Origin of the sequence: Streptomyces sp. WAC 01529, from assembly GCF_003945545.1 — a bacterium.
Lineage (GTDB): Bacteria > Actinomycetota > Actinomycetes > Streptomycetales > Streptomycetaceae > Streptomyces > Streptomyces anatolicus.
Genome location: NZ_CP029617.1, coordinates 5,704,831 through 5,717,818, shown reverse-complemented (window position 1 = coordinate 5,717,818; position 12,988 = coordinate 5,704,831). Strand labels below are relative to the sequence as shown.

The 12,988-nt window shown below is 69.1% G+C and carries 14 protein-coding genes; all 14 read right to left on the bottom strand.

Annotation, left to right across the window (positions count from 1 at the left end):
• Nucleotides 1-16: 16 nt before the first annotated feature.
• Complete coding sequence (gene atpA, locus DMA15_RS25705) at nucleotides 17-1,606, bottom strand: F0F1 ATP synthase subunit alpha (protein WP_125515123.1); 1,590 nt, start codon at nucleotides 1,604-1,606, stop codon at nucleotides 17-19.
• Nucleotides 1,607-1,717: 111 nt separating this feature from the next.
• Nucleotides 1,718-2,542: a F0F1 ATP synthase subunit delta gene (locus tag DMA15_RS25700; protein ID WP_125515122.1), complete on the bottom strand. Its 825-nt coding sequence runs from the start codon at nucleotides 2,540-2,542 to the stop codon at nucleotides 1,718-1,720.
• Entirely contained in the window at nucleotides 2,539-3,084 is a 546-nt protein-coding gene (locus DMA15_RS25695; protein WP_125515121.1) for a F0F1 ATP synthase subunit B, read from the bottom strand. Before DMA15_RS25695 ends, DMA15_RS25700 begins: the two co-directional genes overlap by 4 nt.
• A 41-nt stretch (nucleotides 3,085-3,125) precedes the next feature.
• Nucleotides 3,126-3,374, bottom strand: a complete 249-nt coding sequence (locus DMA15_RS25690; protein WP_030792134.1) for an ATP synthase subunit C — start codon at nucleotides 3,372-3,374, stop codon at nucleotides 3,126-3,128.
• 72 nt (nucleotides 3,375-3,446) lie between these two features.
• On the bottom strand, nucleotides 3,447-4,256 hold the full coding sequence (atpB, locus tag DMA15_RS25685; protein WP_125515120.1) for a F0F1 ATP synthase subunit A: 810 nt from the start codon (nucleotides 4,254-4,256) through the stop codon (nucleotides 3,447-3,449).
• 222 nt (nucleotides 4,257-4,478) lie between these two features.
• Entirely contained in the window at nucleotides 4,479-4,892 is a 414-nt protein-coding gene (locus DMA15_RS25680) for a hypothetical protein (RefSeq protein ID WP_125515119.1), read from the bottom strand.
• Between the two features lie 268 nt (nucleotides 4,893-5,160).
• Complete coding sequence (locus DMA15_RS25675; protein WP_125515118.1) at nucleotides 5,161-6,480, bottom strand: MraY family glycosyltransferase; 1,320 nt, start codon at nucleotides 6,478-6,480, stop codon at nucleotides 5,161-5,163.
• A gap of 130 nt (nucleotides 6,481-6,610) precedes the next feature.
• Nucleotides 6,611-7,882 (bottom strand): serine hydroxymethyltransferase, encoded by a 1,272-nt coding sequence (gene glyA, locus DMA15_RS25670; protein ID WP_125515117.1) that lies wholly within the window; start codon nucleotides 7,880-7,882, stop codon nucleotides 6,611-6,613.
• A 77-nt stretch (nucleotides 7,883-7,959) separates the two neighbouring features.
• Nucleotides 7,960-8,613 (bottom strand): protein-tyrosine-phosphatase, encoded by a 654-nt coding sequence (locus DMA15_RS25665; RefSeq protein WP_125515116.1) that lies wholly within the window; start codon nucleotides 8,611-8,613, stop codon nucleotides 7,960-7,962.
• Complete coding sequence (locus tag DMA15_RS25660; RefSeq protein WP_125515115.1) at nucleotides 8,610-9,257, bottom strand: L-threonylcarbamoyladenylate synthase; 648 nt, start codon at nucleotides 9,255-9,257, stop codon at nucleotides 8,610-8,612. The genes DMA15_RS25665 and DMA15_RS25660 overlap by 4 nt, the downstream gene beginning before the upstream one ends.
• A 49-nt stretch (nucleotides 9,258-9,306) precedes the next feature.
• Nucleotides 9,307-10,152 carry a peptide chain release factor N(5)-glutamine methyltransferase gene (prmC, locus tag DMA15_RS25655; RefSeq protein ID WP_125515114.1) on the bottom strand — a complete coding sequence of 282 codons (846 nt, stop codon included), beginning with the start codon at nucleotides 10,150-10,152 and terminating at the stop codon, nucleotides 9,307-9,309.
• Between the two features lie 38 nt (nucleotides 10,153-10,190).
• Nucleotides 10,191-11,267, bottom strand: coding sequence for a peptide chain release factor 1 (prfA, locus tag DMA15_RS25650; RefSeq protein ID WP_125515113.1), 1,077 nt, complete (start codon nucleotides 11,265-11,267; stop codon nucleotides 10,191-10,193).
• Between the two features lie 129 nt (nucleotides 11,268-11,396).
• Nucleotides 11,397-11,618, bottom strand: coding sequence for a 50S ribosomal protein L31 (gene rpmE, locus DMA15_RS25645; RefSeq protein WP_125515112.1), 222 nt, complete (start codon nucleotides 11,616-11,618; stop codon nucleotides 11,397-11,399).
• A 148-nt stretch (nucleotides 11,619-11,766) separates the two neighbouring features.
• A complete protein-coding gene (locus tag DMA15_RS25640) occupies nucleotides 11,767-12,879 on the bottom strand; it encodes an LCP family protein (RefSeq protein WP_125515111.1) in 1,113 nt (370 codons plus the stop codon).
• Nucleotides 12,880-12,988: the final 109 nt, after the last annotated feature.

Here is a 12,988-nt window from a genome sequence, read left to right as displayed (position 1 = left end):
AGGTCCCTTCCTTACGTCACTTGGCGGCGGCCGGAGCGTCCTCGCCGAGAAGCTTCCCGTCCGAGGTCTCGAACTGCTTCTTGAATTCCACGATGGCGTCGCCGACGGCCTGGAGGGTGTCGTCCGACATCTTGCCGCCCTCCTTGATGGAGGTCATGAGGCCCTGCTCCTTGCGGTGCAGGTACTCGAGGAGCTCCTTCTCGAAGCGGCGGATGTCGCCCACCGGGACGTCGTCCATGCGACCAGTGGTACCGGCCCACACGGAGACGACCTGGTCCTCGGTCGCCATCGGCTCGTACTGCGGCTGCTTGAGCAGTTCGACCATGCGCTGGCCGCGCTCGAGCTGCGCCTTCGACGCGGCGTCCAGGTCGGAACCGAAGGCGGCGAACGCCTCCAGCTCACGGAACTGGGCGAGGTCCACGCGCAGCCGGCCGGAGACCTGCTTCATCGCCTTGTGCTGCGCGGAACCACCGACTCGGGAGACGGAGATACCGACGTTCAGCGCGGGGCGCTGACCGGCGTTGAAGAGGTCCGACTCCAGGAAGCACTGGCCGTCGGTGATGGAGATGACGTTGGTCGGGATGAACGCCGACACGTCGTTCGCCTTGGTCTCGACGATCGGCAGACCCGTCATCGAGCCCTTGCCCAGCTCGTCGGAGAGCTTCGCGCAGCGCTCCAGCAGACGCGAGTGCAGGTAGAAGACGTCACCGGGGTAGGCCTCGCGCCCCGGCGGGCGGCGCAGCAGCAGGGACACGGCGCGGTAGGCGTCGGCCTGCTTCGAGAGGTCGTCGAAGACGATGAGGACGTGCTTGCCCTCGTACATCCAGTGCTGGCCGATGGCCGAGCCGGTGTACGGCGCCAGGTACTTGAAGCCGGCCGGGTCGGACGCCGGGGCGGCGACGATGGTCGTGTACTCCAGCGCGCCGGCCTCTTCCAGGGCACCGCGCACGGAGGCGATGGTGGAGCCCTTCTGACCGATGGCGACGTAGATGCAGCGCACCTGCTTGTTCACGTCGCCCGTGCGCCAGTTGTCACGCTGGTTGATGATCGTGTCGACGGCCAGGGCGGTCTTGCCGGTCTGGCGGTCACCGATGATCAGCTGACGCTGACCACGGCCGATCGGGGTCATCGCGTCGACGGCCTTGTAGCCGGTCTCCATCGGCTCGTGCACCGACTTACGGGCCATGACGCCCGGTGCCTGCAGCTCGAGGGCGCGACGTCCGCTGGTCTCGATCTCGCCGAGGCCGTCGATCGGGTTGCCGAGCGGGTCGACGACGCGGCCGAGGTAACCCTCGCCCACGGCGACGGAGAGCACCTCACCGGTGCGCTGCACCGGCTGGCCCTCCTCGATACCGCTGAACTCGCCGAGGACGACGGCGCCGATCTCGCGCTCTTCCAGGTTCAGCGCGAGACCGAGGGTGCCGTCCTCGAACTTCAGCAGCTCGTTCGCCATCGCCGAGGGGAGGCCCTCGACCTTGGCAATACCGTCGCCGGCGACGGTGACCGTACCGACCTCCTCGCGCGAGGCCGCGTCCGGCTTGTACGCCTGGACAAAGTTCTCCAGCGCGTCCCGGATCTCCTCCGGCCGGATCGTGAGCTCCGCCATCTGGGTTCCCTGCTCTCCTTGTTGGGCCCGAAGTTTTCTTGGGGGGTCTGGGGTCAGCCCCCAGGAATCCTCTGCACGGCCCAACTAGGGCCGTATTTCGTGCGTGTTGAGTTACTGGCCGGCCACGCGGCGGCCGGCTTCCTCGATGCGGTCCGCGATGCTGCCGTTGATGACCTCGTCGCCCACCTGGACGGTGATCCCGCCGAGGACCTCGGGGTCCACGTCGAGGTTGAGGTGCATCTGGCGTCCGTACACCTTGACCAGGGCGGCGCCGAGACGCTGCTTCTGCTGGTCCGAGAGCGGAACAGCCGAAGTGACGATGGCCACCATGCGGTCGCGTCGTTCCGCGGCCAGCTTGGAGAGGGACTCGATTCCCTCTTCCAGGCTACGTCCGCGCGGCGCGGTCACAAGGCGCTCGATGAGCCGCTCCGTCACGTCCTCGGCGCGACCGCCGAGCAGGCTGCGCAGCAGCTCGCTCTTGGCCGTGCCCGTGGCGGCGCGGTCGGTGAGCGCCGCCCGCAGCTGGGTGCTCGACGCGACGATCCGGCCGAACCGGAAGAGCTCGTCCTCGACGTTGTCCAGCGCACCGGCCTGCTGCGCGCCGGTCAGGTCGGCGAGGTTGGCGAGCTCCTCCAGGGAGTCCACCAGGTCACGCGACTGCGACCAGCGCGAGCGCACCATGCCGGCCACCAGGTCGGCGGTCTCGCCGCCCACCTGGGTGCCGAGCAGGCGCCCGGCCAGCTCGGCCTTGGCCTCACCGGACTGCGCCGGGTCGGTCAGGACCCGACGCAGCGAGACCTCGCGGGCGAACAGCGCGGTGACCGCGGCCAGCTCGTCCGCGAGCCGCTTGGCGTCGACCGACGTGTTGTCGGTCAGCGCGTCCAGACGCTCGCGCGCGGCGGCCCGTGCCTCGCGGCTGGCTCCGTGCGCTGTCATCGAGCCGCCTCGGCCTTCTCCTCGAGCTCGTCGAGGAAGCGGTCGATGGTGCGGCTCTGCCGGGCGTGGTCCTCGAGGGACTCACCGACGAGCTTGCCGGCCAGGGCGGTGGCCAGGTGGCCCACGTCCTGACGCAGCGACTGCGCGGCGGCCTTGCGGTCGGCCTCGATCTGGGCGTGGCCTGCGGCGACGATCTCCTCGCGCTGACGCTGGCCCTCGGCCCGCATCTCGGCGATGAGCTGAGCACCCTGCTCCTGCGCCTCCTGGCGCAGTCGCGCGGCCTCGTGCCGGGCCTCGGCGAGCTGAGCCTTGTACTGCTCGAGCACGCTCTGAGCCTCGGTCTGCGCGGCCTCGGCCTTTTCGATGCCGCCCTCGATCGCCTCGCGGCGCTCTTCCAGAACCTTGTTGATGTTCGGGAGGAACTTCTTGGCGAAGAAGCCGAAGACGATGACGAACGCGATGAGGCCGATGACGAGCTCAGGGATCTCCGGAATCAGAGGGTTTTGAGGCTCCTCCGACGCCAGCTGTACCAGAGAGATCACATCAGTGCCTTCCGTTGAAGTTTCTCGTCAACGAGACCGGATCAGGAAGGAACCGGGTAAACGAAGCCCATGACCAGACCGATGAGCGCCAGGGCCTCACAGAGCACGAAGCCGAGGATCTGGTTCTGGCGGATGAGGCCGGCGGCCTCGGGCTGACGGGCGAGGGCCTGCGTACCGTTACCGAAGATGACGCCGACGCCGATGCCGGGGCCGATCGCGGCGAGGCCGTAGCCGATCGCACCGAAGTTGCCCTGGATGTTGACCGCGGCGAGGGTCTCGAGAGCGGACATGCCGTAACTTCCTTCTTTTTACGGGCCGGTGGGGGTTGGCCACCGGATGTATCGGGGGGAGGAGAGGCGTACTCAGTGGTGCTCGGCGAGCGCGCCCTGGATGTAGCTGGAGGCCAGCAGGATGAAGACGTACGCCTGCAGCGCCTGGATGAACAGCTCGAAGATCGTCATCACGATGACCATGACGAACGAGACGCCCGCGTAGGCGATGCCGATGCCGTTCAGCAGGTACCAGCTCGCGATGGTGAAGATCACCAGCAGGACGTGGCCCGCGAACATGTTGGCGAAGAGCCGCACCGCGTGGGTGAAGGGCCGGATGATCATGTTCGAGAGGAACTCGAAGAACATGACCATCGGGAAGACCGGGCCGAGCGAACGGTCGTAGCCGGTGATGTTCTTCCAGCCACCGATGAAGCCGTGCCTCTTGAAGGTCACGCTCACCCAGAGGATGTAGACGATCGCCGCGAGGCCCGCCGGAAGGGCGATGACCGAGGTCACCGGGAACTGGGCGAGCGGAACGATCGACCAGATGTTCATGATCCAGATGAAGAAGAACAACGAGACCATCAGAGGGACGTACTTCTCGCCCTCCTTCTTGCCGAGCGTCTCGTAGACGACCCCACGGCGCACGAAGTCGTATCCGATCTCGCCGATCATCTGGAGCTTGCCAGGGATCAGCTTGGGCTTGTTGAAAGCCGCCCAGAAGAAACCGATGACGACGACCGAACTCACCAGAGCCAGCAGCATCGGCTTGTTGAACTCAAAGCCGCCAACGGTGAAAATCGGCTCGAAGAGGAAGGAGTGCAGGCCGGGGGTCGGGAAACCGCACCCTTCAAAAATATGGCAATCGGTCTCGAAGGCGAGCGTCTGGGCGTTACTCACCGCGAGCTCCTTCAGCGTGGCGCATGGGTACGGCAACCTCGATGTGTCGGCGCGGCATACGACCGCGGAGCGGCACTGGACTGGACTTGCGGATTTGGGGGCGGCGGCTGGGCTCCGAGCCGTAAGGCTTCACAGGCACGGCCGCCTCCCGCGCCAGCTCTGCCGCAGTTGTGGCGAGACCATAGCAAATGAGCGGAGGCCTTCTTACGCTGCCCCTACAGCTCACGATTGCGGCCGGGCGGATTCCGGCTCCACGTAGAGGACCTTGGCCTTCATATGGGAGCGCACCTGCGCGCCCATCCACACCAAAGTGGCGGCGAGCAGCGTGAACGCGAAGCACTTGTGATTGAAGGCCGACGTACCGCGCAGCGCGGTGAGGGCGACCATCAGCACCAGGATCTGGACGGTGTAGACCAGCAGACCCATCATCTGGAACAGATGGGGGAAAGAACGCGCACCTCGCTGCAGGGCCACAAGACCACCGCCCATGAACAACAGGACGACCAGTGCGCCGAAGGTGGCACCGAGCGCACCCTTGCCGCCGGCTACGGCGGCGCTGACCGCGATCCCCGCCGCACCCGCGGCAGCGGTGGGCAGGGCACAGTGCAGGAGTGTGCGGGCGTCGTTGGACTGCATGGCGGCAGCTCCTCCGGCGGAATTTGGGGACGTGGCATTGCGATCGTCGAGCGAAGGTCGAGCGAAGGCCTTGGCCCGGACACGTAGAGGCGCACCTCACCAGGGCGGCCGGTCTCGTCGGGGCCGCCCCAATATATCTCGGGTTCTCGTGAACCGTATCACAAACTATTTGATGCAGTCTTTACCTGAAAGTGTGCTGACCATCACACGATCGGGCCTCCGACCGTGTTTCGCGATGGACCCCGACGCGTCCGGGTGGTAACCGCATCTAGTCGCGCTCCTGCGACCGTACACGGGGCCTCTCGGAGACCGCGGTACTGCCGTGCAGCTTCAGGGCGCCCAGCTCGCGCCCCGGCCCCGGGCTCGGGGCGACGGGCGCGGTGAGGGCGGTCGGTGCCTCCTCGGCGGCGCTCTGCGCACGCCTGCGGCGGTACCGCGGGGGCACGAACGCCTCGGCCCACCGCGGGGTGCGCGGCGTGAAGCGCGGCAGCAGGAGCAGGACGAGACCGAGCGCGCTCAGCGCGACGATGACGAACAGGATCCACACGCTCGTGGAGTGCACCGAGTACGCCACGGTGCCGAAGGCGATGAGCGCCGACCAGAAGTACATGATCAGCACCGCGCGGCTGTGCGAGTGACCGATCTCCAGGAGCCGGTGGTGCAGGTGCCCGCGGTCGGCGGCAAACGGCGACTTGCCGTTCCAGGTGCGGCGCACGATCGCGAGGACCAGGTCGGCGAAGGGGATCGCGATGATCGTCAGCGGCATCAGGAGCGGGATGAAGACGGGCAGCATCGCGTGCGTGGCGTCGCGGGTGCCGCCGAAGTTCAGCTTCATCGCCGCCGGGTCGACCTGTCCGGTCACCGAGATCGCGCCCGCCGCGAGGATCAGCCCGATGAGCATCGAGCCCGAGTCGCCCATGAAGATGCGGGCGGGGTGCATGTTGTGCGGCAGGAAGCCCAGGCACATGCCCATGAGGATGGCGGCGAAGAGCGTGGCGGGGGCGGCGGCCTCGATGCCGTAGCCGTACCAGATGCGGTAGGCGTACATGAAGGACGCGGCGGAGGCGATGCAGACCATGCCCGCGGCGAGGCCGTCGAGACCGTCCACGAAGTTGACGGCGTTGATGGTGATGACGACGAGCGCGACCGTCAGCAGGGTGCCCTGCCCGGAGGTCAGCGAGACGGTGCCGACGCCCGGGACGGGGATCCACAGGATCGTCAGGCCCTGCATCACCATGACGCCCGCGGCGATCATCTGGCCGCCGAGCTTGATCAGGGCGTCGATCTCGAACTTGTCGTCCAGGACGCCGATCAGCCAGATCAGCGCCGCCCCGGAGAGCAGCGCGCGCGGCTCGTTGGAGTTCTCGAAGACCGCGTTCAGGTTCGGCAGGTGGTCGGCGACGAGCAGGCCCGCGCACAGGCCGAAGAACATCGCGATCCCGCCGAGCCGGGGCGTGGGCTCCCGGTGCACGTCACGAGCGCGGATCTCCGGCATGGCGCCGGCCACGATCGCGAACTTCCGCACCGGCCCGGTCAGCAGATAGGTCACCGCGGCCGTGATGCAGAGCGTCAGCAGGTATTCACGCACGGGCTTCCCCACAGGTATCGCTGGCCATCTCAGCCCCACACCCTAGCTTTGCGCGCATACGGTTGGAGACTTACGGGTAGCGACGATGGTTGCACGAGTACGCCGATGACCCTGACGCGGCTACCCCGTCCTATCCCGGATACGGCGGAAATCTGCCCGCCAGTTCACGGACCTCTTCTCGTACGTTGCCCTTCTCCGCGGCGTCGCCGACCGCTTCGGCCATGAGCCCCGCGATCCGTGCCATCTCGGGGGCGCTCATGCCCTGGGTCGTGACGGCCGCGCTGCCCAGGCGCAGCCCGCGGGCCTCGCCGTGCGGCAGGGCGCAGGTGTCCAGGACGATACCGGCCGCCGCCAGCCTGCCGCGCGCGGTCCGCGCGTCCACTCCCAGCGGGGCCGGATCGGCCAGCACCAGATGGGTGTCCGTGCCGCCGGTGGTGATCGCGAACCCCTCCGTGGCCAGGCCCTGCGCCAGCGTGCGGGCGTTGGCGACCACCTGATGGGCGTAGGCCGTGAAGGCCGGGGCCGCCGCCTCGCCGAACGCGACGGCCTTGGCGGCGATCGTGTGCATCTGGGCGCCTCCCTGCGTGAACGGGAAGACCGCCCGGTCGATCCGTTCCGCCAGGTCCGCCCCGCACAGCAGGAGGCCGCCCCTGGGGCCGCGCAGGACCTTGTGGGTGGTGGCGCAGACGACGTCGGCGTGCGGCACGGGGTTCGGTGCCGCTCCCCCGGCGACCAGGCCCATGGGGTGGGCCGCGTCGGCGATGAGATACGCGCCCACGTCGTCGGCGATCTCGCGGAAGGCCGCGTAGTCGATGTGCCGCGGATAGGAGATCGAACCGCAGACGATCGCCTTGGGGCGGTGGGAGCGGGCGAGGGTGTGCACCTGGTCGTAGTCGAGCAGGCCGCTCTCGGCGTCGACGCCGTAGCCGACGAAGTCGAACCAGCGTCCGGAGAAGTTCGCGGGCGAGCCGTGCGTGAGGTGGCCGCCGTACGGCAGGCCCATCGCGAGGACGGTGTCGCCGGGCCGCAGCAGCGCGGCGTACGCGGCGAGGACGGCGGAGGACCCGGAGTGCGCCTGCACGTTGGCGTGTTCGGCGCCGAAGAGGGACTTGGCGCGGTCGACGGCGATCCGCTCGGCGATGTCGACCAGCTCGCAGCCGCCGTGGTGGCGGGCGCCGGGGTAGCCCTCGGCGTACTTGTTGGCGAGCGGGGAGCCGAGGGCGGTCAGCACGGCGGGCGAGGTGAAGTTCTCGGCGGCGACCAGCTGGAGCCCTTCGGCCTGCCGGGCGGCCTCGGCGATGAGGACGTCGGCCAGCTCGGGGTCCTGTCGGCGCAGGGCGTCGAGATCGGTGTACGACGCCTCGTGGGCGGTGGGTGCGGTGCTGACCGTGCTGAGCGGCATCGTGGGCTCCGGGGCCGGGCGGGGGTGACCTCAGATCCAATGTAGGCCGCTGCCCCGGGGCGGGCACGCCGATCCGGCTACATGTGTGCGGGCACCCCGGTCAGCGCCGTCACGACGGGGTCGAGGGCCTGGTTGATCTCGTCGCCGACGGACCGGAAGAAGGGCAGCGGGGCGCCGTAGGGGTCGTACACCTCGTCGGCCTCCACGTTGGGCGCGAGGAGCCAGCCGCGCAGGGCCGCGGCGGCCCGCACCAGGGCGCGGGCGCGCTCCACCACGCCGTTGCCGTCGGGCTCGGGCAGGGTCGTCGGGTCTATGGCCCGCACCAGCCGGGTGAACTCCTTGAGCGTGAAGGTGCGCAGGCCCGCCGAGTGGCCCATGGAGATGACCTGCGCCCGGTGGTCGCGGGTGGCGGTCAGGACGAGGTCGGCGCGGATGACGTGGTCGTCGAGGAGCTCGCGCCCCATGAAGCCGCTGGCGTCCGCGCCGAAGTCCGCGAGGACCGTCTCGGCGTTGGTCTCCATGGGGGCGCCCTCGTGGCCCCAGGTGCCCGCGCTCTCCACGATCAGGCCGCCGGTGAGCGGGTCGCCGAGGCGGTCGGCGAGGGCATGCCGGGTCAGCCGCTCGGTGATCGGCGAGCGGCACACGTTGCCGGTGCTGACGTGGAGGATGCGGAAGGTGCCCGCGGAGCCCGGGAAGCCCGTTATGCCACGCCCCGTCTCAGGGGCTGTCAATTCGCCACCTCGAGGTCGGGTACCACCTTGCGCAGCTCGTCCGCGTCGAGGGCGCCCGCGCGGAGCAGTACCGGCACCTTGCCCGTGACGTCGACGATGGAGGAGGGGACGATGCCGGGGGTCGGGCCGCCGTCCAGGTAGACGGAGACGGAGTCGCCCAGCATGTCCTGCGCGGCGTCGCAGTCCTCGGGGGCGGGGTGCCCGGTGAGGTTGGCGGAGGAGACGGCCATCGGGCCGACCTCGGTGAGCAGTTCGATCGCGACGGGGTGCAGCGGCATGCGGATGGCGACCGTGCCGCGGGTGTCGCCGAGGTCCCACTGGAGGGAGGGCTGCTGCTTGGCGACGAGGGTCAGGGCGCCGGGCCAGAAGGCGTCGACCAGCTCCCAGGCCATCTCGGAGAAGTCGGTGACCAGGCCGTGCAGGGTGTTCGGGGAGCCGATGAGGACGGGGGTCGGCATGTTGCGGCCGCGGCCCTTGGCGTCGAGCAGGTCGGCGCACGCCTCCGGGCTGAAGGCGTCGGCACCGATGCCGTAGACGGTGTCGGTGGGCAGCACGACCAGCTCGCCGCGGCGTACGGCGGACGCGGCCTCGCGCAGACCGGTCGAGCGGTCGGTCGCGTCGTTGGTGTCGTATCGCCGTGCCATTAGCGGGCCTCCTCGTACACGTACTGCTGCCTTGAAGTGGTCTTGATTGTCACGGCATCGCCCTGCGGGCGGTCGCGAAGCGCGGCCTGTTGTTGAGGTCGGGGTGGTCGGCCGCGTCGGCCCAGCCCCGCTCCTCGGTGAAGATCCAGGGGACCTGGCCGCCCTGGGTGTCGGCGTGCTCGATGACGACGACGCCGCCCGGGCGCAGGAGCCGGTGGGCGGTCCGCTCGATGCCGCGGATCAGTTCGAGGCCGTCCTCGCCGGAGAACAGGGCCAGCTCGGGGTCGTAGTCACGGGCCTCGGGAGCGACGTACTCCCACTCGGTGAGCGGGATGTACGGCGGGTTGGAGACGACGAGGTCGACCTGGCCGTCCAGCTCGGGGAAGGCGTCGCGGGCGTCGCCCTGGACGAGCTTGACCCTGGACCCCTCGACGTTCTTCCGCGTCCACTTCAGGGCGTCCTCGGACAGCTCCACGGCGTGCACGCGCGAGCGCGGGACCTCCTGGGCCAGGGCGAGCGCGATGGCGCCCGAGCCCGTGCACAGGTCGACGATGAGCGGCTCGACGACGTCCATCGCGCGGACGGCGTCTATGGCCCAGCCGACCACCGACTCGGTCTCGGGGCGGGGCACGAAGACGCCGGGTCCGACCTGCAGCTCCAGGTAGCGGAAGTAGGCGCGTCCGGTGATGTGCTGGAGCGGCTCGCGGGCCTCACGGCGCGCGATGGTCTCCCAGTAGCGGGCGTCGAAGTCGGAGTCCTTGACGGAGTGCAGCTCGCCCCGCTTCACGCCGTGCACGAAGGCGGCGAGCTCCTCCGCGTCGTTGCGCGGCGAGGGCACGCCGGCGTCGGCCAGCCGCTGGGTGGCCTGGGCCACTTCCGCGAGCAGCAGGTTCACGCTGGTCCTCCGGGGGCGTCGTACGAGGGATGGGGACGTCAGGCCGCGGCGAGCTTGGCCGCGGAGTCCGCGTCGACGCAGGCCTGGATGACCGCGTCGAGTTCGCCGTCGAGCACCTGGTCCAAGTTGTACGCCTTGAAGCCGACGCGGTGGTCCGAGATCCGGTTTTCCGGGTAGTTGTACGTCCGGATCTTCTCGGAGCGGTCGACCGTGCGGACCTGGCTGCGGCGGGCGTCCGCGGCCTTGCTCTCCGCTTCCTCCTGGGCCGCCGCGAGCAGCCTGGAGCGCAGGATGCGCATGGCCTGCTCCTTGTTCTGGAGCTGGCTCTTCTCGTTCTGGCAGGAGGCGACGACGCCGGTGGGCAGGTGCGTGATGCGCACCGCGGAGTCGGTGGTGTTGACGGACTGGCCGCCGGGCCCGGAGGAGCGGTAGACGTCGATGCGCAGGTCGTTCGCGTGGATCTCGACGTCGATCTCCTCGGCCTCGGGCGTCACGAGGACACCGGCGGCGGAGGTGTGGATGCGGCCCTGCGACTCGGTGGAGGGCACGCGCTGCACGCGGTGCACGCCGCCCTCGTACTTCAGCCGGGCCCAGACGCCCTGGCCGGGCTCGGTGGCGCCCTGGCCGCCCTTGGTCTTCACGGCGACCTGGACGTCCTTGTAGCCGCCGAGCTCGGACTCGGTGGAGTCGATGATCTCGGTCTTCCAGCCGACGCGCTCGGCGTACCGCAGATACATGCGCAGCAGGTCTCCGGCGAAGAGCGCGGACTCGTCGCCGCCCGCGCCCGCCTTGATCTCCAGGATGACGTCCTTGTCGTCGGACGGGTCCCGGGGCACGAGCAGCAGCCGCAGCTTCTCGGTGATCTCCTCGCGGCGGCGCTCCAGGTCCTTGACCTCGGCGGCGAACTCGGGGTCGTCGGCGCCCAGTTCGCGGGCGGTCTCGATGTCGTCCCCGGTCTGCTTCCAGGAGCGGTACGTCGCGACGATCGGGGTCAGCTCGGCGTAGCGCTTGTTGAGCTTGCGCGCGTTGGCCTGGTCGGCGTGGACCGACGGGTCGGCGAGCTTCTTCTCGAGATCGGCGTGTTCGCCGATCAGTTCCTCGACCGCCTCGAACATCGGGGGCTCCTGGTTTTCTACGCGAGGGTTCTACGCGCGGTGTTCTACGCGAATTGGCTGCGGGACGGCAAAAGCGCCGGTCCCGGCCACCCCCTCCCGAGGGCGGCCGGTGACCGGCGCAGTGGCTCGCTACTTCTTGGCAGCCGCGGCCTTGCCGAAGCGGGCCTCGAAGCGGGCCACACGGCCACCGGTGTCGAGGATCTTCTGCTTGCCCGTGTAGAACGGGTGGCACTCGGAGCAGACCTCGGCGCGGACGTTGCCGCTGGAGATCGTGGACCGGGTGGTGAACGACGCGCCACAGGTGCAGCTGACCTGGGTCTCGACGTACTCGGGGTGAATGTCGCGCTTCAAGGTGTCTCCTAGTTTCGGGAGGGCACCGGGTCGTACGCGCGGATTGCGAGTACGTGAACCGGGGCCGACGTACCAGTCTGCCAGGACCGGCCGTATCTCCCAAAACGGGGGGAGGCCGGGATCTATTCCTGGGGGGTCGGCGGAGGGCTCAGTCGCTGCTCACGACGGAGCCGACGGCGCCCTTGTCGCCCGCGGACTTGTCGGTGGCGGACTTGGGGATGGGCTTGTCAGCCCTGAGCGCGTCCCAGACCTCCTGGTCGGCCTCTTCGAGGGGCAGGACGCGGTTGGGGTCGGCGGGGTCGTACTGGATGGGCATCGTGACCATCTTCATGTCGCCCGCGCCGATGCCCTTGAGGCCGCCCGCGAAGCTCGCGAGGCTCTTGACGTCGTTCAGGTCGGAGTCGGTGGTGATGGCGCTCGTCGCGTCGTTCGCCAGGTTGTAGAGCTTGTCCCAGCTGCTGAAGAGCCCGACGTCCTTGACCTGGTCGAGCAGGGCCTTGATGAAGGCCTGCTGGAGCTGGATGCGGCCGAGATCGCTGCCGTCGCCGACGCCGTGGCGGGTGCGGACCAGACCGAGGGCCTGCTCGCCGTCGAGGGTGTGGGTGCCCGCGTCGAGGTCGAGGTGGCTGTCCTTGTCGCGGATGGCCTTCTTGGTGGTGATGTCGACGCCGCCGAGGGTGTCGATGAGCTTCTTGAAGCCCGTGAAGTCCACCTCGACGTAGTGGTCCATCCTGATGCCGGACATCTTCTCGACGGTCTTGACGGCGCAGGCGGGGCCGCCGACCTCGTACGCCGTGTTGAACATCTGCCGCTGCCCGCCGGGATCGGTCCTGCCGTCCTCCGTGGCGCACTCGGGCCGGGATATCAGGGTGTCGCGGGGTATGGAGACGACGCTGGCCTTCTTGTGGCCCTTGTAGACGTGCACGATCATCGCCGTGTCGGAGCGGGCCGCGCCCTCGTCCTTGCCGTACTTGGCGTTCTTGCCGGAGCGGGAGTCGGAGCCGAGGACGAGGATGTCCTGGGAGCCGTTGTCGATGTCCCGGGGGCGGTCGGTGCCGAGCGCGGCGTTGATGTCGACGCCCTTGATGTTGCCGTTGAGCTTGTAGTACACGACGCCGAGGGCCGTGCCGCCGAGGACCGCCACCGAGGCCGCGGTCCACGCGGAGACGACGAGCACCTTCTTGCGCCTGTCGCGCGGCTTGCGGCGGCGGCCGCGGCTGCCGCGCTTTCGCACGGCGGCGGCCTTGCTCTCGTCGGTCATGCGTCCCTCGGTTCTCGGTCGGTACCCCCTGATTCCAGGGTTATGTGGGGCTTTCCGTCACTTGTCAGACGGGAAATCCGAAAGAAGGGTTGCACGACGCCCTGTGCAC